Genomic DNA, 23,874 nt, shown 5'->3' with positions numbered 1-23,874 from the left:
CTTCCTGTCCATTTTTGACACGATTTGTGATATCCTAGAGGGAGTATGGTTATGCTTTGGAGAGATATCAGCTGGCTTCTACCCCACAAAGTATCTCTTGTTGATAAGAGATGGGAAGACTATGGATAGTTGGATCGCTTAAGCATGTGCTGTATATTTTTAACTTCTGTGTCAAACATTGTAAACGGTAGCGTCCTTTGTGGGGAGTGAGCGATAGTTATGCGTATAATGATTGTGACTGATCAATATCCTCCGATGGTGGGAGGCGTACCAGCGGTGACCCATGGATTGGCGACCGATTTTGCTAATCGTGGTCATCAGGTATGGGTGGTGGCTCCTAGTTATGGTGCGCGTGATGTGCGTCGTCTGGAGCAGCAGGTACGTGTCTATCGTTTCTCTTCATTCGAGTGGCCCACATACAAAGATTTGCGTATCCCTTTTCTACCTTTTATGCCAGTACGCAACTTGATCAAACGCACCGATCCCGATATTATCCACATCCATTCTCCAGTTGTGCTGGGAAATATTGCCCAGTTACTGGCTGGTGGTTTGCGCAAACCGGTGGTAGCGACCAATCATTATTTGCCCATTAACATGAGCCGCTCACTGATTACAGATCCTTTTATTGGTAAGCACATCAGCAATATTACGTATTCTTATCTGATCAATTTTTGTAACCGTTGTGAGTATGTAACCGCGCCAACCTCGACTGCGTTAAACCTGCTCTATGAGCATGGACTACGGGCACCGGCTGCGGCTATTTCTAACGGCATTGATTTAAAAAAATATACGCCTGGTGCGCATAATCCTCAGATTTTACAGCGTTTTGGCTTACCTGAAGATCGACCTCTGATCCTGCATGTCAATCGTTTGAGTGAAGAGAAACGCGTCAATGTGTTATTAGATGCCATTGCCAGGATGAAAACAGATGCCCATCTGGCCCTGGTCAGTTCGGGTCCTGCTGAGGCTGAATTGAGAGCTCAGGTGGAAGCATTACGTATTGGGGATCGTGTGAGTTTTCTGGGTTTTGTCCGCGATGAGGATCTGCTGGAATTGCGTCGGAGTTCACAACTGTTTGTCATTCCTTCGGAGGCTGATCTGCAGAGTCTGGCTACGATGGAGGCGATGGCCTGTGGCCTTCCTGTAATCGCCGCTAATTCCTATGCCTTGCCTGAACTGGTGCATCATGAAGCGAACGGTTTTCTCTTTACCCCTGGCGATAGCGATGAACTGGCGGCCCAGATTGATATCCTACTGGGAGATGCTGAGCGGTGTGCCAGGATGGGTGAGCAGAGTTTACAGATTATCGCCGGCCATGATCGCGTCAAGGTTTTGGATATCTGGGAAGATCTGTACAGACGTCTCTCGATCGAATTTAAAGAAATGAAAGTTTTACGCCAGCATATGCGGACGGCCCAGAAATATCCTGGTTATATGGCTGATGAAGTCAAAAATGTGAAGCGTCCGCATATTCGTCGTACTGGAGATCTTGGTCTGGATCGTCCTGCCTCTTCGCGCCGTCCGCGCAAGCATAATAAATAACGCTTCCCGGAGCGAGCTTGCTCTGTGAGGCGTTACAGTTTATCCCGTGCTTATGAATTGCCCCAGCGACGGTGTAGCCGTCTGGCAATGCTGCGCTCAATATCCCATTGCAATTGAATGCGCTGGTAGCGGAGCCATGCTGTACACAGTGACCACCAGGTGTCTGAAAAATACTGATTGGCTGTTTCTGGATTGCTTTGCTGCTCGTGCAAGCGTACTGGCACAGGAAGCAATTTTTGTTGCCCAGATTGAAATAAACCTTTGAAAGACAATGCTGCTGACTCCCTCGCAGCCGGGTAAGAAACAATGCTGCTATACAGGTATGCTGATCAAGTGATGCATATGTACCACTCTTTATGACTCCTGTACAGGAACACGTTGCCAGGCTGAACCGACTTAAGCTTTCCCCTCAATAAGAAATCCGGGTGTACTTGTTTTGTAGTATAGCGTTTTTCTGTCTCTTTGTCCAATTGTATCGTATGTATAGCCATATATCATGCATGCCGATTTGCTAATTCGTTGACAGAATGATAAAACATGCATTATACTCTAAAGGCGGATTCATAGTTGACCTGGAGGCACTTTTTTTTGTGCTTTACTTTAACATATGTAGATGTATTGAGTGTGGTGAAAGCTGTGTCGTGTAAATGGTGCAAGCGCCTACATATTGCCTGGTAGCGATCCGGGGAAAGGGGTTAGTGTGATGTTGCCTGAAGATGATGTGAAACCCGTACCTATGTCAACGTCCGAAGCTGGTCGTAAGGGGGGAAGTACGGTACGCGATCTCTATGGTGAAGACTATTATCGCCGTATCGGAAAAAAAGGAGGAATCTCTCTTAAAGAGAAGCGTGGCAGTGATTACTACCGTGAGATTGCCCAGAAAGGTGGGCAGGCCAACGTTAACAAATATGGTATTAAACATTTTTCGGTGATGGGGAAGAAGGGGGGAAATGCCACAAAGTCGCGTCAAGATCCAGATTTTTACAGCCGCATTGGTAAGTTAGGCGGAGCCGCCAAACGCCAGAAAAAACTTTTGACTGAACAAGCCTCTCAAGAAACACCAAATTAACTGTATTACTTCAATACATCCCTATTCCTTGCTTTCGGTTACTCTCTACGCAAGGAATAGGGATGTATTTTTATGGTTGGGTGAATTTTAACATTAAATTAACATATCCATAAAGCATGGTTAATTCAACAGTGATAATTTATGTATGCGATACCTACAGATGAAGAAATTCTAATGATAGAACCTTCACTTTATTTCTTGCGCAAATTAATATCATGGCTCGTATTGGAGAGTTAGGAGTATCTATGTTAACTAAGTGGCGCATTGCAATTATATTGACTGCATTGGCAATGCTGAGTGTTTTGATGGCTGCATGTGGCTCTGATACAGGTGGTACAACTGCTAGCAGCACCCCTGCTGCAACGACCGCCTCTACAAGCAACATGGCTTGCGAAAAAGGTAATCTGGGCACCGGCGGTTCGACAGCTCTGGGACCCCTGGTCCAGGCCGCTGCGAAAGCCTATCAGGATAAATGTTCGGGTGCTAACATCACAACCCAGTTGACTGGTAGTGGTGCTGGTCTGAAAGGCGCCCATGAGGGTAGCCTGCAGGTTGGTAACTCGGATAGCTTCGTTAACCTGACAAAAAATCCAGAATACAAAGATCTGACCGATAACCAGGTTGCTGTTGTAGTCTTCGCTGTTGTCATCAACAAAGACGTCACTGGTGTAACCAACCTGACTTCCGCGCAGATCAAAGATATCTACACAGGTAAAACAACCAACTGGAAAGCCGTTGGTGGTCCTGACCTGCAGATCTCTGTGATCAGCCGTCCTGACGGTTCCGGTACCCGCAACACCTTCGAGAAATATGTTCTGGGTGGTACCAAAGAGAGCGTCTCCGGCGCCAGCCACAGCACAGCCAAAACCTCTGGCGACGTTGCTACTAACGTTGCTAAGAAGTCTGGCGCAATTGCTTATGATACCGTTGACTTCGCCAAGAAGAACAATCTGACCGTCGTCAAAATTGATGGTAAAGATGCTATTGCAGACAACGTAAAGACCAACGACTACAAATTCTGGAACATCGAGCACATGTACACCAAAGGTGCCGCAACCGGCCTGGCAAAATCCTTCATCGATTATGTCAAGGGTACTGATGGTGCTTCCCTGCGCCAGCAGTTTGGCTTCCTGGATCTCAGCGCAATCTCCTCAGATGCAATTGCTGCTAAGACCCCTAAGCCTAAGCACGGATAGCTGAAGTCAGTTATCGCCAACCTTTCTGCTCCCTGGGATGGTCCTTCAGTGACTGTTCCAGGGAACATATGCGATAGCGGATCGTTTCAAGAGTGTTTTTCAGGTAAGGAGTAGTGCATTGTGGCGGCAAACAGTGTAAATGCCGAGGCTGTGAAAGATACTCGCAGCAAGCGAACCCGGCGAAGTCGTTTTAGTGATCAGGTTGCACATGGCGTTTTCTTAGTGTGTGCAATATTGATTGTAGCTATTATCTTTGGCATCTTTATTTTCCTGGGCTTCAACGGTCTACGCATGTTCCAGGATCCTGCAGCGAAAAACTTTTTTACCAGTACCAACTGGGCCCCCACGGATGATGTCCCGAGTTATGGAGCGCTTGGCTTCATTTTAGGTTCGGTAGTAACAACCCTTCTCTCAACCATTATTGTGACTCCACTGGCGTTTGCGATGGCCCTCTACATGACCGAGATGGCTCCCAGATGGGTTAATACGTTGCTGCGACCAGTGTTAGAGGTCTTTACGGGTATGCCTTCGGTGGTGATTGGTTTTCTCGGTTTGATCGTGCTGGTACCCTGGTTAACAAAACTGGCGGCCCCGATTGCTCCGAGTGCCGCCAATGCGGGTGTAGGTTGGGGTGCAGCCACGGTGATCCTGGTTATAATGATTTTGCCGACTGTAGTCAGTGTCTCGATTGATGCCTTGAACGCGGTTCCAGAGAGTGTACGTGAAGCCAGCCTGGCTCTGGGTTCAACGCGCTGGCAGATGATGAAGAACGCTGTCTTGCCTGCCGCTTCGGCTGGTCTGGCGACGGCAGTTGTGCTGGGTATGACGCGTGCGATTGGTGAGGCGCTGGCAGTTGGTATGGTGTTGCAAGGTGATACACATTTGCCCGATGGGCCATTTTCGCTGGGTTGGTTCTTCCAGCCAAATATCAACATCACCAATGCTATTTTGAACTACTTTAGCGAAGCCTCGGGAACTGAGCGCAATGGCTACTTTATGCTGGGATTTGTGCTCCTGATCATTTCGTTCTTGTTTATCTGTTTGAGCCGCTATATTGCCAGTAGGAGTGTGTACAAATGAGTGCTCAGCAACAGATTTCGACAACTCAAGGCACGCCAGAAGATCGACAGCGTGTCGATGCGTTGCAACGGTTGACGCGTCGGCTCCATGTGAGAAATAACATTGCGAGTGCTATTCTGGCCATTGCCACTGGATTGGGCGCATTGTTGTTCTTTGTGATCATCATCAAGCTGTTAGTTGATGGTGTTCCCTATATCATCAACCCGAATTTTTATGGTGCTGACGGCACCGGTGTGGTTGGCCCACAGATTTTCAATACGCTCTATTTGCTGGTCTTCTCAGAAATTATTTTGATCCCGATTGCTCTATCTGCGGCAATCTATCTGGTCGAGTATGCGCGTCAGGGACCACTGGTAACAATCATCCATTTTGCGGCTGAGACGCTGGCTGGTGTGCCTTCTCTGGTTCTGGGTCTGTTTGGGTATCTGGTCTTTTCCAGTGTGCTGGGCTTTGGCCTCAGTCGCTTGTCTGGTATTCTGACCCTGCTCTGCCTCAATTTTCCTGTGGCCTTACGCTTATTCGAGGATGCTCTGGTCTCGGTTGCTCGTGAGCAGCGCGAAGGTGGCCTGGCCCTGGGTTCAAGCAAGTGGCATATGATCCGCACGGTAGTTTTGCCTTCGGCCCTACCTGGCATTATCACGGGCGTCGTCCTCTCGGCTGGTAAAGTCATCGCTGAGGCGGCCGCGCTCATCTTTACGGTGGGATCTGCTAATCCTTCGAATGTTTACACGCTCAATCCTATGATCAGTACTGATAACCTGACCATCCATATCTGGTTCTTAAAGACAGTTGCGCGATCTGTTCGTATTCGAATGTTTACACGCTCAATCTATGATCAGTACTGATAACCTGACCATCCATATCTGTTCTTAAAGACGTTGGTGCTGGAACATCCCAGAACATGTCGCCGATGCTGTTTCGGCTGGATCTGCGGCACTGCTTATTATCATTCTACTGGTAATCAATCTTGGCTCACGCGCTATTGGTCGTTTGATCCAGCGTCGTGTTATGGCAGCGTAGCGCTTAGCGATAAAAGTAACATTCATACAAACTATGATGCAAAAGACCTGAAAAGCGAGGATCAGAAAATGATAAATCTTTCAGTGAGTAGCCCGGCTGAAAACATGACCCTGCCTGAAGGCGCGAATATCTATTCCCGTAAGGTTGCTCGTAGTGGCCACATCTCTTATGAGGGACGCCCTTATTTTATCAGTAAGGCTCTGGCAGGACGCTATATTCGACTGATTGTTGTTGATGATCGCTTGATTGTAGATGCCGCCATTCCATTGCATAAAGAATATCCACTGGTCTAGCGACACAGGATACATTTTATACTCAACGAAATAACAAGGAGTAGTGATGGAGAATCGACGCCAGGATGGCACGCGTTTAGCTCCAGGCCGTTACCAGGTGAATCCTATGCAGGAGACCGCGCAACCCGCGGAACAGATGCCTGCGAACAGCACACCAGAGGTCTCGAATGCAGCCCGGCATATGGGCGAGTTTGATCCCACCAAAACCCTGAATGCCGAGGCAAATCTCAGGATAGATGTACGCAACGCCAATTTCTTTTATGGCTCAAAGCAGGCAGGCATTATATGATGTCTCCTTACCGATCCGTGAGAAGCAGGTCACCGCGCTTATTGGACCTTCAGGTTGTGGTAAATCTACCTTCTTGCGCACCTTAAATCGCATGAATGACCTGATTCCAGGCACGCGCATTGAAGGCGAGGCGCTTTTTGATGGCAGTAATATCTATGCTAAGAAAACAGACGTCGTGCTGTTACGTCAGCGTATCGGAATGGTTTTCCAGCGCCCGAATCCTTTTCCAAAATCGATCTTTGAGAACATCGCTTATGGTTTAAGGGTCCAGGGAAAGTCCCAGAGTTTTATTAAAGAGCGCGTAGAAGCCAGCTTGCAGGGCGCTGCTCTCTGGGATGAAGTGAAGGATCGTTTGAATACCTCGGCACTGGGTCTGTCCGGTGGTCAGCAGCAACGTCTGTGTATTGCACGCGCGCTGGCTGTTCAGCCCGAAGTTTTGTTGATGGACGAGCCCTGTTCGGCACTTGATCCAATTGCGACGTTGAAGATTGAGGAATTGATCACCGAGCTGGTGAAAGATTACACAATTGTGATTGTGACACACAACATGCAGCAGGCTTCGCGTGTCTCGCATTTCACAAGTTTCTTCCTGAGTGGCAAATTGATTGAAACCGCATCGACCGTCAATATTTTTGAGCATCCGCGTCAAAAAGAAACGGAAGATTATATCAGTGGACGATTCGGCTAAGATTGACCGGGCAGGAGGCTGCTGTGGCGCGTAAAATACTTGTTGTGGATGATGAGGCGGTCTTAATCGAAGCCATTGCCTATAATCTGGAACAATCAGGATATCAGGTGGTGACTGCACTGGACGGGATAAGTGCTCTGGAACTGGCTCGCAAAGAGGCTCCAGATTTGATCGTCCTGGATATTATGTTACCTGGTATCGACGGTTTAGAGGTTTGTCGGCAGTTGCGGCGCGAGGATCGTACTGCAACTGTCCCGATTATTATGTTGACGGCTAAGGGTGATGAGATCGATAAAGTGGTGGGTTTAGAAGTTGGGGCGGACGATTATGTGACGAAGCCGTTTGGGCGTCGTGAATTACTGGCTCGTGTGCGTGCTTTATTACGTCGAGTTGATTATCCAGGACCACATGTAGAAGTTACTCCTGCGCACGATTCTATCGATAACGGGAGAACAGTTCCCCCACGTAGTTTATTGCCGGCTGGACCTTTGACCATCGACCAGGCAGGTCGACGTGTCAATTGTCGTGGGCAGGATTTAGAACTGCAGCCCAAGCAGTTTGATCTGTTGACCTATCTGGTACGTAATCGTGGTACTGTTTCTGACTCGTGATCAGTTGTTGCATAATGTGTGGGGCTATGACTACGCTGGTGATACACGCACTGTTGACGTGCATGTGCGCTGGTTGCGTGAGAAGCTTGAAGAAGATCCTGCTAATCCCAAGCTCATTCAAACTGTACGTGGTGTGGGTTACGTATTCCGGTCCTGACCCCTACCACTATGGTTTGCCTGCGTTGAGAGTTGTATCGCAAGGAATTGAGCTATGCCACGAACTATTTTTGTTGTTGCGCAAGATGAACAGATGCGCCTGGATATTACTACCAGACTACAGGCCGAGACCTATGTGGTCCATCCATTGGAGCAGGCTACTCAGGTTGTTGAGCTTGCCCGCCAGATTGAGCCATCCCTGATTATTTTTGAGTCAGCCTTGTGTCATGCCGATAGCTTTGCCTGTTGCCAGCAATTGCGCAATGAAACGCAGCTGGGTTCGATTGCTTTATTATTGCTGGTAAAGAGCGTGGTTGAGATCACGCACATCGAATATTCTGCTGTGCATATTGATGATTATGTGACTCAACCGATCTGGTGGGAGGAGTTGCTTGCGTGTGTGCATACGCTGGTGCGGAGTGGCAAACGTAGAAGCCAACAGAAAACTGCGCCACGCCAGGTGACGCGCAAGAAGACGATCTATACCGATGAACAGCCGCTGACGATCAATGGCTTTTGCATTGATGTGAACCAGCATACCGTCAGCTATCGCGATCGTTCCATCGAGTTGCATCAACCGATCCTGTTTGATCTGCTCCTCTATCTGCTTCATCATCCAGGAATGGTATTGTCGCGGGAGCATCTTTTGAAGCATGTATGGGGCTATGAGCAGACCGACGGTTCGCGTACTGTGGATGTACATATGCGCTGGCTGCGGCAAAAGCTAGAAGAAGATCCAGCGCATCCTCAATTTATCCAGACCGTGCGTGGGGCTGGATACTGCTTTAATGCCTGATCCTGAGATAGTGTGGGCAGCATGCGCAGTCGTATGTGAATGATTATAAAAAGCCAGCCGTCCATTATAGACGGCTGGCTTTGTGTTTAGACCTCAGCCTGTGGTTGTTTCTCGGGTTGCTGGTTTTCCTCAAGTCGGGTCAGACCTTCTGCGATAGCCTGGGCAACGCCCGTCTCGGCGGTTTGTCGAGCTACACGCAGCGCGTTCTTGATGGCCCTGGCATTTGAACGACCATGGGAGATAATCGCTGAGCCATTGATGCCCAGCAGCGGTACTCCGCCATATTCAGCATAATCCAGTCGCTTAAACACTTTGCGCAATCCAGGTAACAGGATCGCCGCCGCCAGTTTATTGAGAAGCGAACTGGTCATCTGAGCGCGGATCAGTCCCAATAGTGTCTCAGCCAGACCCTCACTGAGTTTGAGCACGACATTACCAACAAAGCCATCGCAGACCACAATATCCACAGCTCCATCTGGAATGTCACGTCCCTCAACGTTGCCGACAAAATTCAAACCCAGGGTTGAGGCACTCTGTTTTAACAATCGATGGGTTTCGATAACCTGCTGATTGCCTTTGGATTCCTCTTCACCATTGGCGAGCAGGCCCACACGGGGGGAGCGCACATTGAAGATACGCTCCATATAAATAGACCCCATTAAAGCAAACTGCTGTAGATATTCAGGTTTACAATCGGTATTGGCTCCCATGTCGATAACCAGACATGGTTTATCTTTGGTGGGGAAAATCCCGCCCAGCGCGGGACGATCGACACCAGGAAGACGCTTGAGGGTAAAGAGTGAGGCCGCCATCATCGCGCCACTATTACCGGCGGAGACGGCACCCAGTGCTTTCCCATCGCGTACCAGCTGTAACGCCAGGATCATCGATGCATTTTTCTTACGGCGTACAGCGGTCGCTGCATGATCATCCATCTCAATAACTTCATCAGTGTGAACGATCGGCAGGTCCAGTCCGGTCGTGTCATGTTTGGCAAGTTCGGCGCGAATTAGCTCTTCGCGCCCAACCAGATATACGCCAATACCATATTCACGCGCAGCCTGAACCGCGCCCAGGACGATCTCACCGGGTGCATTATCACCACCCATAGCATCCAGCGCAACGCGAACAGGAGCACTTACAGCAGCACTCATGCTTTTCTTCCCCCAGGTTCTCCAATAGTTTGTTTTACAAGCTCAACGAGCTTATCCAGATCAAACGGTTTATAAACAATATGGGCGACGCCCGCCTCGCGGAACTCTTTTTCTTCGTTCCCTGCACCCAGGAAGGCCGTAACCACAATCACTGGAATCTGCCGATCAGCAGCCATAGTCATCAGTTTCAGCTCATCGCGTCCATCCAGATAGGGCATCATCAGGTCTAACATAACGAGGTCGGGTTTGTGCTCGCGAACCGCGTCAAAGAAACGCAGACTCTGCGTGGTCATAAACGTTTCATAACCTTCATCTGCCAGGGCCTCGGTCAGTAAATCGGCGATTGTTGGATCATCATCCATTATAAGAATTCTTTTTGCCATGGAAGCATCATCCCCCTCATCTCTCAGTAACAACACGGCATACAGCGGTGGCCCTCTGCTAACTAATATGAACGCGAGGAAATGGGCCTCCCTGCGTAGATAAATGTATTATAACACCACAGGACCGTGTATGTACGATTCGTTCTCAGCTTTTTCTGAATTGATAGGACTATGGTTCTTTATTGCGTGTTGCCTATCTTACTATCTCGTCTCATCTGGCTGTTAGCTTCAATCGAAGATAGGGAACAGAAAGGTCTGCCGCTGTCGCGTTTACAATTATGCATAAGATGCGCTATACTAGCGTGGAAATGTCTGCGTTTTGGTTGTGTCTGGAGGAATTTCTTTCGTGAAAATCACATGTAAACAACAGGATTTGAGTCGTGGCCTTTCTATTGTGAGCCACGCCGTCTCAAGCCGGAGCACACTCCCTATCCTGGCGAATATTTTATTGTCTACTGATCAGGGCCGTTTAAAGCTTTCGGCAACAAATTTGGAGATTGGCATCAACTGCCTGATTGATGCACAGATCGCAGAAGATGGTACCACCACCGTCCCTGCCAAAACCTTTACTGATCTGGTGAATAGCTTGCGTCAGGGTCAGGTTGAACTGTCAGTAGCAGAAGAGACCAACGATATAAATGTGAAGAGCACAGGAAGCAATGCAAACATCAAAGGTATGGACCCATCGGAGTTCCCTTTGATTCCCAGTGCTGAAGGTGATGAAGAGCCGATTATTCTGGATGCAGGTTCGCTGAAAGAGATGATCGCCCAGGTTGTGTTTGCCGCGGCTGATGATGATTCACGGCCTGTTCTGACGGGTGTCCTGGTTGAAGTTGCCAATGAGCAAGTCTCATTTGCCGCTGCGGATGCCTTCCGCTTAGCATTGCGCCTGGCCCCTCTCCCTGGACATACCGCGAGCCATAACAGCATCTTGATTCCTGCCCGTACTCTGAGTGAACTGGCCCGTATCCTGCCATCTGAGGGTGCTGTACAGATGGTGGTCACGCCAAATCGTAGCCAGGTGCTGTTCCATACCGAGCATATCGACCTGGTCTCACGTTTGATCGAGGGAACCTTCCCCAATATCAAGGCTGCGATCCCCAAAGAACATACCACGCGGGCCGTAGTTGAGACCAAAGAATTCGCGGCAGCGGTGAAGACGGTGACCCCGTTTGCGCGCGATAGCGCCAACATTACCCGCATCAAAATTGCAAGCGGAGAAGGCGCGGATAGCGGCGCTGGCTCCCTTACCCTTGAAGCAACGGCAGAAGACATCGGTAACAACGTCACCACCATCAACGCAGCCGTAGATGGTCCTGACCAGGAAATCATTTTCAACGTCAAATACCTGGGTGATGTCCTGGCGATTCTTGATACGCCCGAGGTCGCACTGGAAGTCATCTCAGCCGCTCGCCCTGGTGTGGTTAAACCTGTCAGTGCCGCGGAATACACCTATGTGATCATGCCAATGAGCACCAACCGCTAACGCGGAAGCGGGATTGTTAAGGGCCGCCGCCCTTAACCTGGAGTCCGGGGCTATGCCCCGGCACTCCCTCCTCCCCACCGCCGCAAGCGGCGCAGCACAGACCACACCAGTACAAAAGTGGGAACAGAACACACAAACTTCCCACATCACCTGGTCTGATAAGAATAAGATAAACAGGAAGAGGCAGCCCCTCAACCTACCCTTTTTTTGTCGCTAGTGTAGATCTCCACGGATGGGTGCATGTATCTTTCTCGCCTCTTTTTATCTGATTTTCGAAATTATAAAGAACTTGAGCTATCCCTGGGACCTGGCCTTTTCCTTTTTTATGGAGATAATGCCCAGGGTAAAACCAACCTGCTGGAAGCCGTGAGTATGCTGGCGACTGCCACATCATTTCATGCCTCCAGTGATCGTGAGGTCGTTAACTGGTCAGCTCAAGATCATGTGGCACGCCTGGATGGAACAGTGCAGCGACTTGAGGATAAAATTCAACTGGAAGTGCTGATTGTAGATCCTTCGCCTCCTGTCTTTGCCGCAGCGGCAGGTGTACGGGTTAACCCACGCAGTATCGAGTTGCCTGCCCACGCTCCACGCAAACGCTATAAAGTGAATGGCGTGCCCAAACGCACCATTGATCTGATTGGACAATTGAAGGTGGTGTTGTTTGCGCCTTCAGATCTACATCTGGTGGATGGTGGACCAGAGGAACGGCGGCGTTTTCTGGATCGAGCGCTGTGTCAGGTGCAGCCTCGTTATAGCGTGGCCCTGGTCAAATATCGCAAAATTGTCACCCAGCGTTCGGCACTGCTCAAGCGGATCCGTGATAATCAGGAAGATCCCGGCATGCTCAATTATCTGGATGAGCAGTTGACCCAACTTGCGAACCAGATTATTTATGAGCGCCGGAGAATGATAGATGCGTTAAATGACCGGGCCAATGAGTTCCAGCGCGCCATCAGTGGTGGGCGTGAGCAACTGCAGATTGTCTATCGACCTTCATTCCAGGTTGACGGCGACTGGGGTTTGACCGAGGCGGCTGAACACTATCGAGAGCAGTTGCGGGATGCGCGTAAGAAAGAGATCCATCAAGGCGTCTGTCTGCGTGGACCACATCGGGACGACCTGGAGTTTCTGGTCAATGGGGTGAATATGCTCTCCTATGGTTCGCGTGGTCAACAGCGCACAGCCGCCCTCTCTGCTAAATTGGCTGAACTGGCCTTTATGCATAGCAGTACCGGTGATCAGCCAATATTACTGCTGGATGATGTGTTCAGTGAACTAGATGCTTCACGTCGTGAATACCTGCTGTGTCAGGTTGCTGGCTATGAGCAGGTTATGTTAACCTCGACCGACCTGGAGGGATTTCCAGCCGACATGGTGCAGCGTGCCCATCGGTACCAGGTATCCGGTGGCGTATTGAAAAGCGAATAGGGTAGCCAGACGTGCCAGCAGAAAACCCTATTCTCTTTCCTCATTTGACTTTCTCTGCAAACTGATCCAGTTCTGTTGCATCCTTTCCACCTCTGCATCATCCGGTAACGCCTGACCATAGCGTGTGGCCGTATATACTTCCGTGACCACCTGCATCTCGGGTTCATAGCTCACTAAGGGCAGTCCCAGCCGTTGCTTGAACTCAAATGGTGTCTCATCGCGTTGGCGTGCATAACCGCGCCCAGCACTCCACTGCAAGAATGCCCGATAGATGGCACGTACATCGCGTCTGACCGCCGTCTCTTCTGCATCAGTATTATCTACCAGCGGTGTCGCCACAGCCTCTTCAGGCCTCCTCCAGCGACGCCAGAGAGCCAGCAGCATAGCCTTGATCTGGGTCCAGAAAAGTTGCCAGGACCAGAGGCTCTCATGCAAGTCCGCGTTGACTGTTTTGCCGGCTTTGCGTTTCATGTTGAGGATTCTGCGGATAATGATTACGCTGACCCAGATGAATACGACTATGAGTACAATCAAAAGTACGATGGATATCATGCTGGCCAGCGATTGAATCTGTGCGGGCACTTGCGTCTGTTGGTGAGCAGGGGGTACGACTGGTGGGCGTGTTCTTCGTAATTTAGGTAAAGGGAGCTTGAAATGAGGGTCGAGTGGAATCCAGGCTACCAGCATAGTCATTATCCAGGCGATCGCATAAGCGATGCCATCATACACTTTTCCGACTGGTGAGAGAAATTGTTGGAGCGCGGCCAGCAACGTGGGATTGATTGTGACCCCCAGGATCAATGCTACGACGGCGAATGCCAGACAAATCAGGCCGACCGTGGACATAATCAGGCGATCCTGGGTTGATTTGCTGCCTTGAAGTCCAATCAGGTGTTCCTGGCGCATAAATATCGCATAGGCCAGCGCGCGGGCGAGCAGTGCGAAGGAAAAGAAGAGCAAGATTAACAATAAGAGGTAGACTTCTTCGTTCGTAGAGGCTGGTGGTAGCAGGTTGACACATACCAGGATTACACCACCTGTCAGCACGCCCCGCATTATCTGGCCGGGCTCTAACATGTAGCGAGCGATATGGATGCCGCGATAACAAAAGATGCAGCAGACCAGGATAATTCCAACTATTGGCAGGAAGGTATTATCGAGTTGGACAATGTCAGTCAACAAATCGCCAACCCAGACAGGATTCCACAGAGGAGTGGTCTGGCTATAGAGGCTGGCCCAGATTATGCAGAGGACACTGATGCATTGAATAAAGAGGGCCAGGCCACCAGATTGCAGGTAGCGGAAAATATTACGTCGGCTGTTCAGTGCCTGATCAGGCAAACTGAGCACCATGTTGCCACTGACATAACCAGAAAAGGCCCCAGAGTGGCATAAATGGCTGTTTTAAACCCAAGAAATGCAGGCGGCCAAGTCCGATGAGCAGTACAGCAATCCAACATGCCTCTAGCGCCGAGTAGGTGAGGGGGAGCAATTGTTCACCCCAGCTCATTACATCGGCCAGACTACGCGGACTTGACTGCGACTGTCCTTCTTCTGATGCAGTATCAGGTAACTTTTGTGGGGTGGTATCCATGTGGAGACCTTTCTCTTGCAATCTGCTGCTTCAGCGTTCTGCCAGATAGGTTGTCGCGTTTATTTGGCTAAATTGTATGCGCTTGATACACACTTGTCAATAATGCTTCAACTGAATACCACTGCCCTTAAATGCTCAAGTGCACTATGGAAGATAGCGCTGAAAAACTGAGCATTTTTAAGAGTTATCCACATTCAGGCATAATTTATCCACACTTATCCACATTGATTGTGGATAAGTCAATAGTATTTGCTAGAAGTACTATGTCCCAGGGATAGGTGATAGTTATATCTCTCATCACTGATAATAATGGTTCTACTATAGATGCTGCTTCAGATGCTGCTTCTAATAGTTGTGGTGGGGTATGCGTGGGCCCTCTAAATCTTGTAGTTGTCGATGAGCCAATGTGGCCGGACCAATCTGATTTTTCTGAGTTCGGGCATAGCGTAGGAAGCGTCCGTGTGCAGCGTCTGGTGGTAACATAGTGACTACTTGCTTGATCTGGAGAGGACCAGTAATTTGTAATTGTACCGTTTTCTGGTTTGTAATCGCTAGTTGTACTTCTTGCCCACAATAGGCACAAAAGTGAGCAGTAATCGGAATGAGCTGGGTGCACGAGGGACAATTGGTGGTGATGGACCAGTTCTGTGCTTCGTAGCGAGTCTTCATTACATCATATAAGATACACATGATTCGGTATTTGATATATTGTTTGAGTGCCGAAAACATAACCCCAACCTTTCTCACTTCTTCTCCATCTTCAATACGACACCGCGAGGTATCTATAGTGTAGATTGAGCGATATGGGTATGTCAATATAGAACGGATAGATATTTTATAAAGAAACCCGGAGCATGTCCGGGCAACATCATTTGTTTCTTCGAGAGGGTGGCTTCCCACTCTTATCGGGGAGCGTGCTCGCAGCCGCACTCGGGCACTAAAGTGCCCAGATATGAGTCATCCCGAATTTTTGAGGAACATTTCTAGCCGGAAAGAAAGAGAGAAAACCGGAAAAGTAAGAACTAGGCAAAGAGGGGTCTCCTGAGTTAAACTGTTAAAAATTCAACTGACAGCAAAAAACCAGGAGTCCCCCAACTCATGCCATTTCAGTATGACATACTTCAACCCGAGGAACAAGATGCGCAGAGAGCATCACAGGAATTAGCTCAATTGCTTGAAGAATTTCTTATGCCACTTTTGATTGTGCTTGATAGGCTGATAGATAAGAGGTTAGTGCGAACGTTAGTACAGGTATGCGTTGCAATTATTCGTTTCAGAAATAACAAGCAGGGACTACTTTTGAGTGAATTAGGTTCCTACCTCGATGGATATGCGCAGCAATCAAAAACAGCGACTGCTGGAACGAAGAGAGTGGGAAACCTGCTTCGCTCCATAAAATGGAATTTTTTGCAGATAGATCACTATTTACTAGAAGAAGCTGATAAAGAGGTGACACGTATGAGAGAACAAGGGAAAAGGATTATTTGCCCTTGGGATGAGAGTGTCATAGAAAAAGCAGAAAGCGAGAAATTAGAAGGAATCTGTCCAGTAACTTCTAGTAAAGCGAAAAGATTGCAGCGCTCAAAAAAAGGCCTGGTCTTTAATTTTCCACCAAAGAAAGCGATTACAGTGGCAGGAATGCAGTGGACAGCAGCATTGATCATAGGAATGGAAGGAAGGGTAAAAGTAGCAGTGATGAGCTGGTGGACTACCAGAGGTGATGATGCGACAAAGTTAAGAGAACAACAAGAAAAGTTATTGAGAAAAGTTGTTCGGAAATGGGGGGATCAGCTCCTTCACATATTTGATCGTGGAGCAGCATCAGGCCCTTGGATACAAGTGTTACAGAAATTACGTGTGCGTTTTGTGATTCGCTGGAAAAAAGGGCATTTCTTTTTCAATGAGAAAGGGGAAAAGAAGAAATTATGGCAGATTGGATTACATAAAAAGTATTTATCTCATAAAGAAATACGTGATAGCCATACTGGTGAAAAGATGCCTTGTGATGTTTGGTGGGCGCCGATATGGCATGAGCAATACGAGTATCAACTTTATCTCGTAAAAGTTCGCGTGAATAAGAAAGTCTGGTATCTGGTAACTAATGAGCGTATTCGAACTGCAGAGCAGGCTTGGGAGATTGTTTTTGCTTATCGGAGACGTTGGCAAATAGAACTCGTATTCCGCTATGGAAAGAGTGAGCTGGCGATGGAGAGTCCGCGTTTGTACGCGATGGAAAACCGACTCAAGCTGTTAGGTATCGTGACACTTGTTTATGCTTTTCTCCTCCATTTACTCACTCCTATCCACGGGGATCTTGTTGAAATGATCTTGCATTTGAAGTGCAAAAGAACCGGAAAGCGATGCAAAAAAGCTATTGCACCGCTTTACCGCTTACGTTGGGCGATCAGCCGTCTGTGGGACGACTATCGTCCAAGCCTTGGCTACCTTTTGGCTCCCAATATCCAGACATTACAGTCTTTGTCAGATAAAAGGTGTTAGAAAAGCATCCCGAAAATTCGGGATGACTCATAGTTATTGCCGCAGGTGCGAGAAATCAGGGAGAGAACCTATGGAGCACACAGGAAGCAAATGCTAATTGAAGCTAGTGTTTTGCTGGCAAGTAACGGCTGGCTTCTTGATAAAGTCTGGTAGGTGGAATGCTATCGATGATGTCGGTGCGGCCCCAGATGATTGCGGCTTCGATTTGCTGGTTGCTGTATGGATTGGGATCCAGGGTAACGCCATGGTGCCAGAGGGTCGAGGACCAGATTTCTTTAGCATAGATGTTGCCAGGCAGAAACGGGATGATGACAGGAATCTTCAATGCTCCGGCAATATGGCCAGGTCCTGTATCATCTGAGAGTGCCAGGCTGGCTCGACTGGTAAGCATAGCCAGATCACGCAGCGTGTTGGTACGATAGATGCGCACCTGAGCATTGTTCGCCACGCCTGTGAAATCCTGAAGCCAATCGGCCATATCCGCCTGCTTAAAACCATCTGGTAGATTATCGTCGGGTCCGCAAGCAAGGACAAACTCTAATTTCTGGCCTGGTTGCTCGCGGGCCACCTGCTCGCAGAGCAATTGCATAACATCGTCCCACAGCTCATAGCATTTGGCTAGCACGACCGATTGAAAGAAACAGATAATCGTAATGGCTGTAGGATCCAGCGGATAAATGTGCTGCAGCTCCTGGATCTGAAGTTGATCCTCTACTGCGAGCCGTAGATATGGTTGAACGGTGGATCTGGTCAGCATGGTTTCTGGCAGCGCAAAGAGGTCTGTGAGAAACGCTGTATAGCGCTGTTCTGGTCCTCGCTGAGAGTAATTGCGCATACCCATCCGAAAAAGATTCCCCAGAATAGTAACCGAACCGTGACCAGTCTGTTTGTAGATACAATAGGGCATGCCATCCTGGGCCCCATGAAAGTCCAATACCAGGAGGTGGGCATCTGCATCTGCGTAGCCTGGCAGGGATAAAATTACTCTGGGATCAAGTGGCGCTTCCAGGCCTTGAATGCTGACTTCAGACCAGTATGCTTGCTGATAACTTTTCTCCTGGAAGAGATCCAGCGATTTTTGATCAAGCATAACCTGCACAGATATTCCTTCTTTATGCAGGACACGCAGGAGCTGGAGCATTCCTTCCAGGAAGGCCGTTCCCACTACGCACTCACCTAACCGGCCAGCCTTACCACCCAGCAAAATCACGATCGCGTTGGCTCTTTTTAACAACTGTTGATTGTTGTGCAGACTTTCCTGCTGCTGCGCCGTCAACACATACTCTGGATTGCGTGCCAGTTCACTTAAGAATGAGAGATCAACTTCTTTCATTTTTTTAGTTTATCTATCTATACGTATTTGTGCTGGTATCTGGTTTGACCGGGTCAGTGTACAAAATGTCAAGAAGGACTGTCAAGTAAAATATGTCCTGTCTGACTGGTTAAGGCAGCGATAAAGTCATGGATTGCAGCGGGAAGAGCGTGCTGGCGGCTCAGGCGTACCAGGGCAAATTCCCGATAATTGCGTGGAATATCCTGAACTGCTAGCTCTACTACTAGTCCTGCTGCCAATTCTTTTTCGATGGCGCTCCGCGTGATAAAGGCGGCTCCGATGCCTTGCCGTAATAGTTCACAGGCTGTCTGTACCGGCAACTCCATTGTACGTTCAGGATGAGGATAAATGCGAGCCAGTATTTCGCTGAGCGCAAACGTTTTCTGCACGATTAAGAGTGGCTGCGCCAGGATATGAATATCCTCCGCGCTTACGGAGGTTTTCTGCGCTAATGGATGCTGTGGGGGGGCGACAAAAATGAAGGCTTCGCGAAAGTGTAACAGGGTCGTTAAATCTGCATTGAGGAAAGGCCAGTTTAATAATCCAAGACGGATGACGCCATCATAGAGCATCTGCTCGATTTCCTGGCTATGGCCAGTACGGACAAATACTTCTACATCTGGATGTGTTCGATGGAAGTACGCGATTGTAGTTGCCAAAAAACCGCCGCTATAGGATTCCAGAGTACCAATGGTGACGCGTCCCCTTTTGCCTTTTTGCGTCAGCTGCGCAACTTCTTTACCCTCATTCAGTATTTCTATGGCCCGACGAGCATAGGGCAAGAAGCTTTCGCCACGCTCAGTCAGGGCTACTTTTCGACCGCCCCGTATAAAGAGAGCGCCTCCGACTTCTTCTTCGAGTGCATGAATACGGGTGCTCATCGTCGGTTGTGACAGATTGAGGGCTCTGGCGGCCTGACTAAAGCTTCCTTCGCGCACAATACGCTCAAATGTCAGAAGTTGATCGATATCCATCATTATTTCGCTTACTATTAAAATTATTAATACTACATATAGGCAATATCTGATTGTATTATAGCACGCGTTTTCGTACACTTGTGCTAAAGTTTCTTGTCCAGGAAAGGGAAGCAAGCACATGGGATTTTTAAAGGCGTTACGGCATCCTGCGATTGCGCTTCTGTGGAGTAGCCAGGTATTGTCGGCGATCGGGGATTATTTATATAGTCTGGCAGTTGTATGGATCGCGGTCAAGACGGTTGGCAGCGGGGCAGGGCTTGTGGCGGCGGCTCAAGCCAGTTCACAGCTGATTTTTGGTTTATTGGGAGGAGTCTATGCTGATCGTTGGAATCGCCGCCTGGTCATGGTGACCGTGGATGTGCTCCGCGCGGCTACTGTGGCGCTGATGGCAATTCTGGCCTTAACAGGATTACTCCAATTCTGGTATCTGGTTATTGCTGCCATTGTGATTGGTGGCCTGGGTTCATTATTTGATCCTGCTTTGCAAGCCAGCCTGCCCGCGCTGTCCGGAGATGTAAAGACCTTGCAGGCGGTCAATGGATTGATGGATGTCACGGCTCGTCTGGCCCGTGCCCTCGGACCCAGTATGGCGGGCTTGCTGGTATTATTTATGCCGTTGCCGCAGTTCTTCACTTTGAACGCCTTCAGCTTTGTGGTCTCGGCTCTGGCCATACTATTTCTGGGACGGCACTTTATCCAGGTAAAAACTTCTGTATCCACATCCTCGGCTGGCATTCGAGGTATCTGGCAAGATATTCGTGGGGCGGTCCAGCTGGTCGGTCAACATCAGCCGCTGGCCTGGTCGATTACCTTGAATGGTGTGATGAATCTGGCCTGGAGCGCCAGTTTTTTAATTGGTGCACCATTACTGGTGGAGCGCGTCTTAAAAAGCGATGTGGGTGCTCTTGGTTTGATTATTGGTGCCTATGGCGTTGGTAACGTGCTCAGCAACCTGATTATGGGGAGTATCCCCTTGCGCCAGGGAGTGTCACTTGTTTTTTATGGCAAGATTGTAGTTGGGCTGGGCTTTTTGCTGCTAGCTTTTTCTCATTCATTGCCCATGGCGATTCTTGGATCTGCTTTTGCGGCCCTGGGTGGTCCAATGGGGGATATCACCATGCTGACCATGATGCAAACCGAACTGCCAGCTGGCCAGTTAGGAAAAGTCTATAGTTTGCGCATGGTGCTGGCCAATGTTGGCTCATCGCTGGGACTGCTGCTGGCCGCGCCACTCTTTGCGCATTTCTCTGTGCTGGTAGGTATCAGTAGTTGCGCCCTGCTGATGATTATATGTGGCAGCATTGGTCTGCTGCGTTTTGGCTTGAATCATGGTGCAGCCGTACCTATTGAGCAGCGCTGAAGACATAAAAGCAGCCAGTCACCCTTGAAGGGTAACTGACTGCTCACGGGAAGCTATTGAATCGCGGCAATCTTAGAGGCCGCGAGCCTTAGCGTAACGTTTAGCTACTACATCCCAGTTCAAAACATTCCACCAGGCACTCAGGTACTCTGGACGGCGGTTCTGATACTTCAGGTAGTAGGCATGTTCCCAGACATCGTTACCGAGGATCGGGAAATTGCCATCGATGAGCGGGCTATCCTGATTGGCGGTTGATGTGATGGCCAGGTTGCCACCTTTATCCAGCACCAGCCAGGCCCAACCGGAACCAAAGCGTTTGACGCCGGCATCATTGAAGGCATCCTTGAAGGCGCTAAAGGAACCAAATTTAGCGTTGATAGCTGTCGCCAGCTCGCCGGTTGGCTCTTTGCTGCCACCTGGTGTCATCAATTCCCAGAACATAGTATGGTTAATGTGACCACCACCATTGTTACGGACAGCCGTGCGCTTGGCCTCGGGAACTTCATTGAGGCGGCTAATCACATTTTCGATTGAAAGATTTGCAAATTCATGCCCCTCAAGAGCTGCATTCAGATTGTTGACATAGGTAGCATGGTGCTTATCATGATGCAGTTGCATTGTCTGAGCATCAATATAAGGCTCTAACGCGGCGTAGTCATACGGAAGCTTAGGAAGCTCAAAAGCCATAAAGCATCTCTCCTTACTCAAATATAATAGGAGGTGACATTCCCTCCTAATTTGACATTGGGGGTCTCGATGAGCCTGCTTGGTAAGATCCATACCAGGCTATTTCGAGAGGACAGAGTCCACATGTTTAGTTGTATGCGATAGAGGTGGGCAATGTCAAGGCGAGGCGCACCTCAATTTGAAAAATGCGCATGGATCATTTGCACACCCTGATTGTATCACTATACTTATGTTAGTATACGTATCACATAAAACAAACAGAGACATTCCCTTCTCCATCCTCCTGCGCAGCGATTAGTGTTTTTAGCGTGCTGATGATAAGGCATTAAGGAAAGAAACTATCTTTCTCAAGCAAAACATGGTATAGTGTAAATACAATTTCGTTAAAGACCGAAATTGTCAAGTGTATTTTTGTGGAATTTGAGCAATTGTATGGAGCAGTAAATGGCTCACGACACAGTGCATCCGGCACCTATTGACGAACACACAAAATCTGAAGCAAAAATTATTCTTCTGGTTGAAGATGATATAAATATCGGAGAAGTATTGCAGCAAGCGATAAGCCAGGAAACATCTTTTCTGGTTACGCTGGCCTCCGACAGTTTTCAAGCTTTACAAACAGTTAAAGGTATCAAGCCCCACCTCTTTATCCTGGACTATCAGTTGCCAGGTATGAATGGCCTTGAACTCTACGATCAACTGCATGCTATAAAAGAGCTGGAACATGTGCCCGTCCTGATGATGAGTGCCCATCTACCACTCCAGGAACTCCGCCAGCGCAAGATTCAAGGCATGAGCAAGCCTATCGATCTTGATGAATTTTTACAAGCCATCGAAAATCTTGTTTCCTGATCTGAGCATTCTATTGTATAGAAAGAAATCTGCTGCCTCTACATTTCCTTCTTCAGAGCATAGTCATGATCGAGTGCTTCTAGCAGGTCATGGAAAGCCAGAACCAGCGAATGGTTACGCAACTGATAATAGACCACATTGCCCTCACGCCTTGAAGTGACCAGACCTACTGCCACCAATTGGCTCAGATGTTCTGAGGTTGTTGCTGCCGCCAGTCCGATTGCTTTAGCAATCTCCCCTGAACGCATTTCAGGCATCCTGGAACCATCCTCGTGTTCAGGGCATGCCAGTAATTCCAATATATAGCGCCGGCTGGTGTTGCAGGTGGTTGACAAAAATGTATCTACATATTTATCCACTTCTTCTGGTCGGCGAAGCCCCTTACGTGCTTGTTTAGGTTTAGATGATGAGGGTGCCATAGTTCTGATCTTTCCCTTTTTTAAGCTATCAACAGTATAAGTAATTGTAGATAATAAACTGGTCAGTAGAAAGAAGCAAGCTCTGGAAACGACTTCTTTTCTCAGAGGTACCACTGTTAGCGGTAAGAAGCGCACAAAATTCAATCTCTGTGTTATAATGCCGCCAAACCATTTGTTCTAATTGTTGTTTTTCCTGGGAATGATCACGGGCCTACTGGTTCTTTATAGTATCCCCCGAGAGGTTGAATAATGAAAATCGGGAAAATAGTCAAGTCGGATTCGCATATTAACTATGTCTGTCAAATTTTTGGTCCGCGAGAGGCTGATATTCAGCCCGGCCCGGCGGATTATGCCTTTGGCCGTTTTGTGCGTATTGCAGTTCGTTCTGAGCGTGCGGATGATCCTGATGCGCTCTTAGATGAGGCTCTGGGACAGAGCCGTGAGCCAGTAACATATGCGGTCGGTGTGATTTATGATACGATTTTGCAGAATCCTGCCTTTGGTGCCCTCGGTCCACGCCTCTCAAATGAGACACAGGTAGAGTTGTTCTCGCCGGACTACATTTCTGAAAAGGCTGTGCTGACCTACATCATGGTTTTAGGCATGATGGAGGAGCGTGCTGTGTTTGGCAGTGAGCCAGAGGTCCTTTCAGTTATGCATGGCGTCCCATTACTTTCCCTGGAATTGGATAGCGAGATCGAGACGATGACGGACGAAGAGGTACGTGCATTCCACTTCTTCTCTGATCCTGCTGGAGGTCCTGATAGCCAATCTCCATATTTGCATATGGGCTATATTCCACATATTATCGCGCAGCGCAGTAGTCTGCTTCCGATGGTGACGTTACGTATTATTGATCAATTGGAGCGTTTATTTCCGCAGAATCTTTCATTACTCTCCATTGTCAAACGCAATTTTGCCTGGCGGCTAAAAGTGGAAACTACCGGGTAGCGGAGGTG

Annotated in this window: 25 protein-coding genes and 1 pseudogene; 16 read left to right on the top strand and 10 right to left on the bottom strand. The window is 48.7% G+C overall.

The genetic code is table 11. The annotated features are described in order from the left end of the window. Positions 1-219 precede the first annotated feature (219 nt). Positions 220-1,542: a glycosyltransferase gene (locus KDW_RS07995; RefSeq protein ID WP_151755478.1), complete on the top strand. Its 1,323-nt coding sequence runs from the start codon at positions 220-222 to the stop codon at positions 1,540-1,542. Positions 1,543-1,592: 50 nt separating this feature from the next. Here the strand turns inward: KDW_RS07995 and KDW_RS07990 are convergent, their stop codons facing one another. Then, complete coding sequence (locus tag KDW_RS07990) at positions 1,593-1,814, bottom strand: hypothetical protein (protein ID WP_151755477.1); 222 nt, start codon at positions 1,812-1,814, stop codon at positions 1,593-1,595. Positions 1,815-2,245: 431 nt separating this feature from the next. On the opposite strand from KDW_RS07990, the gene KDW_RS07985 reads away from it, so the two are divergent. The 9 genes and pseudogenes from KDW_RS07985 (at position 2,246) to KDW_RS07945 (ending at position 8,740) form a co-directional block, all read left to right on the top strand. Then, positions 2,246-2,611 (top strand): general stress protein, encoded by a 366-nt coding sequence (locus KDW_RS07985; protein ID WP_151755476.1) that lies wholly within the window; start codon positions 2,246-2,248, stop codon positions 2,609-2,611. 245 nt (positions 2,612-2,856) lie between these two features. Next, positions 2,857-3,807: a substrate-binding domain-containing protein gene (locus KDW_RS07980; RefSeq protein ID WP_162005047.1), complete on the top strand. Its 951-nt coding sequence runs from the start codon at positions 2,857-2,859 to the stop codon at positions 3,805-3,807. A 120-nt stretch (positions 3,808-3,927) separates the two neighbouring features. Beyond that, entirely contained in the window at positions 3,928-4,887 is a 960-nt protein-coding gene (gene pstC, locus KDW_RS07975; RefSeq protein WP_162005046.1) for a phosphate ABC transporter permease subunit PstC, read from the top strand. Then, positions 4,884-5,732, top strand: coding sequence for a PstA family ABC transporter permease (locus KDW_RS07970; protein WP_151755473.1), 849 nt, complete (start codon positions 4,884-4,886; stop codon positions 5,730-5,732). The genes pstC and KDW_RS07970 overlap by 4 nt, the downstream gene beginning before the upstream one ends. Before the next feature lie 243 nt (positions 5,733-5,975). Next, positions 5,976-6,200, top strand: a complete 225-nt coding sequence (locus KDW_RS07965; RefSeq protein ID WP_151755472.1) for a hypothetical protein — start codon at positions 5,976-5,978, stop codon at positions 6,198-6,200. Between the two features lie 46 nt (positions 6,201-6,246). Further along, positions 6,247-6,489: a hypothetical protein gene (locus KDW_RS35815; protein ID WP_151755471.1), complete on the top strand. Its 243-nt coding sequence runs from the start codon at positions 6,247-6,249 to the stop codon at positions 6,487-6,489. Beyond that, on the top strand, positions 6,437-7,177 hold the full coding sequence (pstB, locus tag KDW_RS07955; RefSeq protein WP_151755470.1) for a phosphate ABC transporter ATP-binding protein PstB: 741 nt from the start codon (positions 6,437-6,439) through the stop codon (positions 7,175-7,177). The genes KDW_RS35815 and pstB overlap by 53 nt, the downstream gene beginning before the upstream one ends. 23 nt (positions 7,178-7,200) lie before the next feature. Then, positions 7,201-7,945 (top strand): annotated as a pseudogene (locus KDW_RS07950) (response regulator). Between the two features lie 54 nt (positions 7,946-7,999). Then, positions 8,000-8,740 (top strand): winged helix-turn-helix domain-containing protein, encoded by a 741-nt coding sequence (locus tag KDW_RS07945; RefSeq protein WP_151755469.1) that lies wholly within the window; start codon positions 8,000-8,002, stop codon positions 8,738-8,740. Positions 8,741-8,826: 86 nt separating this feature from the next. On the opposite strand, the gene plsX is transcribed toward KDW_RS07945, so the two are convergent. Together plsX and KDW_RS07935 are read right to left on the bottom strand one after the other, a co-directional pair. Continuing rightward, entirely contained in the window at positions 8,827-9,894 is a 1,068-nt protein-coding gene (plsX, locus tag KDW_RS07940) for a phosphate acyltransferase PlsX (protein ID WP_151755468.1), read from the bottom strand. Next, on the bottom strand, positions 9,891-10,256 hold the full coding sequence (locus KDW_RS07935) for a response regulator (RefSeq protein ID WP_162005045.1): 366 nt from the start codon (positions 10,254-10,256) through the stop codon (positions 9,891-9,893). Before KDW_RS07935 ends, plsX begins: the two co-directional genes overlap by 4 nt. Positions 10,257-10,623: 367 nt before the next feature. On the opposite strand from KDW_RS07935, the gene dnaN reads away from it, so the two are divergent. Both dnaN and recF read left to right on the top strand, forming a co-directional pair. Then, positions 10,624-11,763: a DNA polymerase III subunit beta gene (gene dnaN / locus KDW_RS07930; protein WP_162005044.1), complete on the top strand. Its 1,140-nt coding sequence runs from the start codon at positions 10,624-10,626 to the stop codon at positions 11,761-11,763. A gap of 240 nt (positions 11,764-12,003) precedes the next feature. Further along, a complete protein-coding gene (gene recF, locus KDW_RS07925; RefSeq protein WP_151755465.1) occupies positions 12,004-13,194 on the top strand; it encodes a DNA replication/repair protein RecF in 1,191 nt (396 codons plus the stop codon). 27 nt (positions 13,195-13,221) lie between these two features. On the opposite strand, the gene KDW_RS07920 is transcribed toward recF, so the two are convergent. From KDW_RS07920 to KDW_RS07910, 3 genes are all read right to left on the bottom strand, one after another. Further along, positions 13,222-14,535 (bottom strand): DUF4129 domain-containing protein, encoded by a 1,314-nt coding sequence (locus KDW_RS07920; protein ID WP_162005043.1) that lies wholly within the window; start codon positions 14,533-14,535, stop codon positions 13,222-13,224. Continuing rightward, complete coding sequence (locus tag KDW_RS07915; RefSeq protein ID WP_151755463.1) at positions 14,528-14,788, bottom strand: hypothetical protein; 261 nt, start codon at positions 14,786-14,788, stop codon at positions 14,528-14,530. The genes KDW_RS07920 and KDW_RS07915 overlap by 8 nt, the downstream gene beginning before the upstream one ends. A gap of 345 nt (positions 14,789-15,133) precedes the next feature. Beyond that, positions 15,134-15,517 (bottom strand): hypothetical protein, encoded by a 384-nt coding sequence (locus KDW_RS07910; protein ID WP_162005042.1) that lies wholly within the window; start codon positions 15,515-15,517, stop codon positions 15,134-15,136. Between the two features lie 369 nt (positions 15,518-15,886). On the opposite strand from KDW_RS07910, the gene KDW_RS07905 reads away from it, so the two are divergent. Continuing rightward, entirely contained in the window at positions 15,887-17,287 is a 1,401-nt protein-coding gene (locus KDW_RS07905) for a transposase (RefSeq protein ID WP_151754717.1), read from the top strand. Between the two features lie 103 nt (positions 17,288-17,390). Here KDW_RS07905 and KDW_RS07900 read toward each other — a convergent pair whose 3' ends face one another. Beyond that, complete coding sequence (locus tag KDW_RS07900; protein WP_151755461.1) at positions 17,391-18,620, bottom strand: glycosyltransferase family 9 protein; 1,230 nt, start codon at positions 18,618-18,620, stop codon at positions 17,391-17,393. Positions 18,621-18,688: 68 nt separating this feature from the next. Then, positions 18,689-19,597, bottom strand: coding sequence for a LysR family transcriptional regulator (locus tag KDW_RS07895; protein WP_162005041.1), 909 nt, complete (start codon positions 19,595-19,597; stop codon positions 18,689-18,691). 118 nt (positions 19,598-19,715) lie between these two features. On the opposite strand from KDW_RS07895, the gene KDW_RS07890 reads away from it, so the two are divergent. Continuing rightward, a complete protein-coding gene (locus KDW_RS07890; protein WP_151755459.1) occupies positions 19,716-20,957 on the top strand; it encodes an MFS transporter in 1,242 nt (413 codons plus the stop codon). Between the two features lie 72 nt (positions 20,958-21,029). Here the strand turns inward: KDW_RS07890 and KDW_RS07885 are convergent, their stop codons facing one another. Next, a complete protein-coding gene (locus KDW_RS07885) occupies positions 21,030-21,644 on the bottom strand; it encodes a superoxide dismutase (protein WP_151755458.1) in 615 nt (204 codons plus the stop codon). 444 nt (positions 21,645-22,088) lie between these two features. Between KDW_RS07885 and KDW_RS07880 the strand changes: the two genes are divergently transcribed. Then, a complete protein-coding gene (locus KDW_RS07880) occupies positions 22,089-22,496 on the top strand; it encodes a response regulator (RefSeq protein ID WP_151755457.1) in 408 nt (135 codons plus the stop codon). A gap of 38 nt (positions 22,497-22,534) precedes the next feature. Here KDW_RS07880 and KDW_RS07875 read toward each other — a convergent pair whose 3' ends face one another. Further along, positions 22,535-22,915 (bottom strand): ArsR/SmtB family transcription factor, encoded by a 381-nt coding sequence (locus KDW_RS07875; RefSeq protein WP_151755456.1) that lies wholly within the window; start codon positions 22,913-22,915, stop codon positions 22,535-22,537. 249 nt (positions 22,916-23,164) lie between these two features. Between KDW_RS07875 and KDW_RS07870 the strand changes: the two genes are divergently transcribed. Then, the gene (locus KDW_RS07870; protein WP_151755455.1) at positions 23,165-23,866 is read left to right on the top strand and encodes a DUF8166 family protein; all 702 of its coding nucleotides are present in this window, start codon (positions 23,165-23,167) and stop codon (positions 23,864-23,866) included. Positions 23,867-23,874 lie beyond the last annotated feature (8 nt).

It is taken from the genome of Dictyobacter vulcani, assembly GCF_008974265.1.
Classification (GTDB): Bacteria; Chloroflexota; Ktedonobacteria; order Ktedonobacterales; family Ktedonobacteraceae; genus Dictyobacter; species Dictyobacter vulcani.
Note: the sequence above shows the minus strand (reverse complement) of the source record. Positions and strands in the feature narration are given on the sequence as shown.

What these genes read in the sequence shown, in the direction of transcription:
- KDW_RS07875 (WP_151755456.1), bottom strand. Translation starts at nt 22,915, where the DNA reads ATGGCACCCTCATCATCTAAACCTAAACAAGCACGTAAGGGGCTTCGC.
- KDW_RS07905 (WP_151754717.1), top strand. Translation starts at nt 15,887, where the DNA reads ATGCCATTTCAGTATGACATACTTCAACCCGAGGAACAAGATGCGCAG.
- KDW_RS07895 (WP_162005041.1), bottom strand. Translation starts at nt 19,597, where the DNA reads ATGATGGATATCGATCAACTTCTGACATTTGAGCGTATTGTGCGCGAA.
- KDW_RS07945 (WP_151755469.1), top strand. Translation starts at nt 8,000, where the DNA reads ATGCCACGAACTATTTTTGTTGTTGCGCAAGATGAACAGATGCGCCTG.
- recF (WP_151755465.1), top strand. Translation starts at nt 12,004, where the DNA reads ATGTATCTTTCTCGCCTCTTTTTATCTGATTTTCGAAATTATAAAGAA.
- KDW_RS07970 (WP_151755473.1), top strand. Translation starts at nt 4,884, where the DNA reads ATGAGTGCTCAGCAACAGATTTCGACAACTCAAGGCACGCCAGAAGAT.
- KDW_RS07910 (WP_162005042.1), bottom strand. Translation starts at nt 15,517, where the DNA reads ATGTTTTCGGCACTCAAACAATATATCAAATACCGAATCATGTGTATC.
- plsX (WP_151755468.1), bottom strand. Translation starts at nt 9,894, where the DNA reads ATGAGTGCTGCTGTAAGTGCTCCTGTTCGCGTTGCGCTGGATGCTATG.
- KDW_RS07900 (WP_151755461.1), bottom strand. Translation starts at nt 18,620, where the DNA reads ATGAAAGAAGTTGATCTCTCATTCTTAAGTGAACTGGCACGCAATCCA.
- KDW_RS07965 (WP_151755472.1), top strand. Translation starts at nt 5,976, where the DNA reads ATGATAAATCTTTCAGTGAGTAGCCCGGCTGAAAACATGACCCTGCCT.
- KDW_RS07885 (WP_151755458.1), bottom strand. Translation starts at nt 21,644, where the DNA reads ATGGCTTTTGAGCTTCCTAAGCTTCCGTATGACTACGCCGCGTTAGAG.
- KDW_RS07980 (WP_162005047.1), top strand. Translation starts at nt 2,857, where the DNA reads ATGTTAACTAAGTGGCGCATTGCAATTATATTGACTGCATTGGCAATG.
- KDW_RS07985 (WP_151755476.1), top strand. Translation starts at nt 2,246, where the DNA reads ATGTTGCCTGAAGATGATGTGAAACCCGTACCTATGTCAACGTCCGAA.
- KDW_RS07995 (WP_151755478.1), top strand. Translation starts at nt 220, where the DNA reads ATGCGTATAATGATTGTGACTGATCAATATCCTCCGATGGTGGGAGGC.
- KDW_RS07890 (WP_151755459.1), top strand. Translation starts at nt 19,716, where the DNA reads ATGGGATTTTTAAAGGCGTTACGGCATCCTGCGATTGCGCTTCTGTGG.
- pstB (WP_151755470.1), top strand. Translation starts at nt 6,437, where the DNA reads ATGTACGCAACGCCAATTTCTTTTATGGCTCAAAGCAGGCAGGCATTA.
- KDW_RS07880 (WP_151755457.1), top strand. Translation starts at nt 22,089, where the DNA reads ATGGCTCACGACACAGTGCATCCGGCACCTATTGACGAACACACAAAA.
- KDW_RS35815 (WP_151755471.1), top strand. Translation starts at nt 6,247, where the DNA reads ATGGAGAATCGACGCCAGGATGGCACGCGTTTAGCTCCAGGCCGTTAC.
- KDW_RS07935 (WP_162005045.1), bottom strand. Translation starts at nt 10,256, where the DNA reads ATGGATGATGATCCAACAATCGCCGATTTACTGACCGAGGCCCTGGCA.
- KDW_RS07915 (WP_151755463.1), bottom strand. Translation starts at nt 14,788, where the DNA reads ATGGATACCACCCCACAAAAGTTACCTGATACTGCATCAGAAGAAGGA.
- KDW_RS07870 (WP_151755455.1), top strand. Translation starts at nt 23,165, where the DNA reads ATGAAAATCGGGAAAATAGTCAAGTCGGATTCGCATATTAACTATGTC.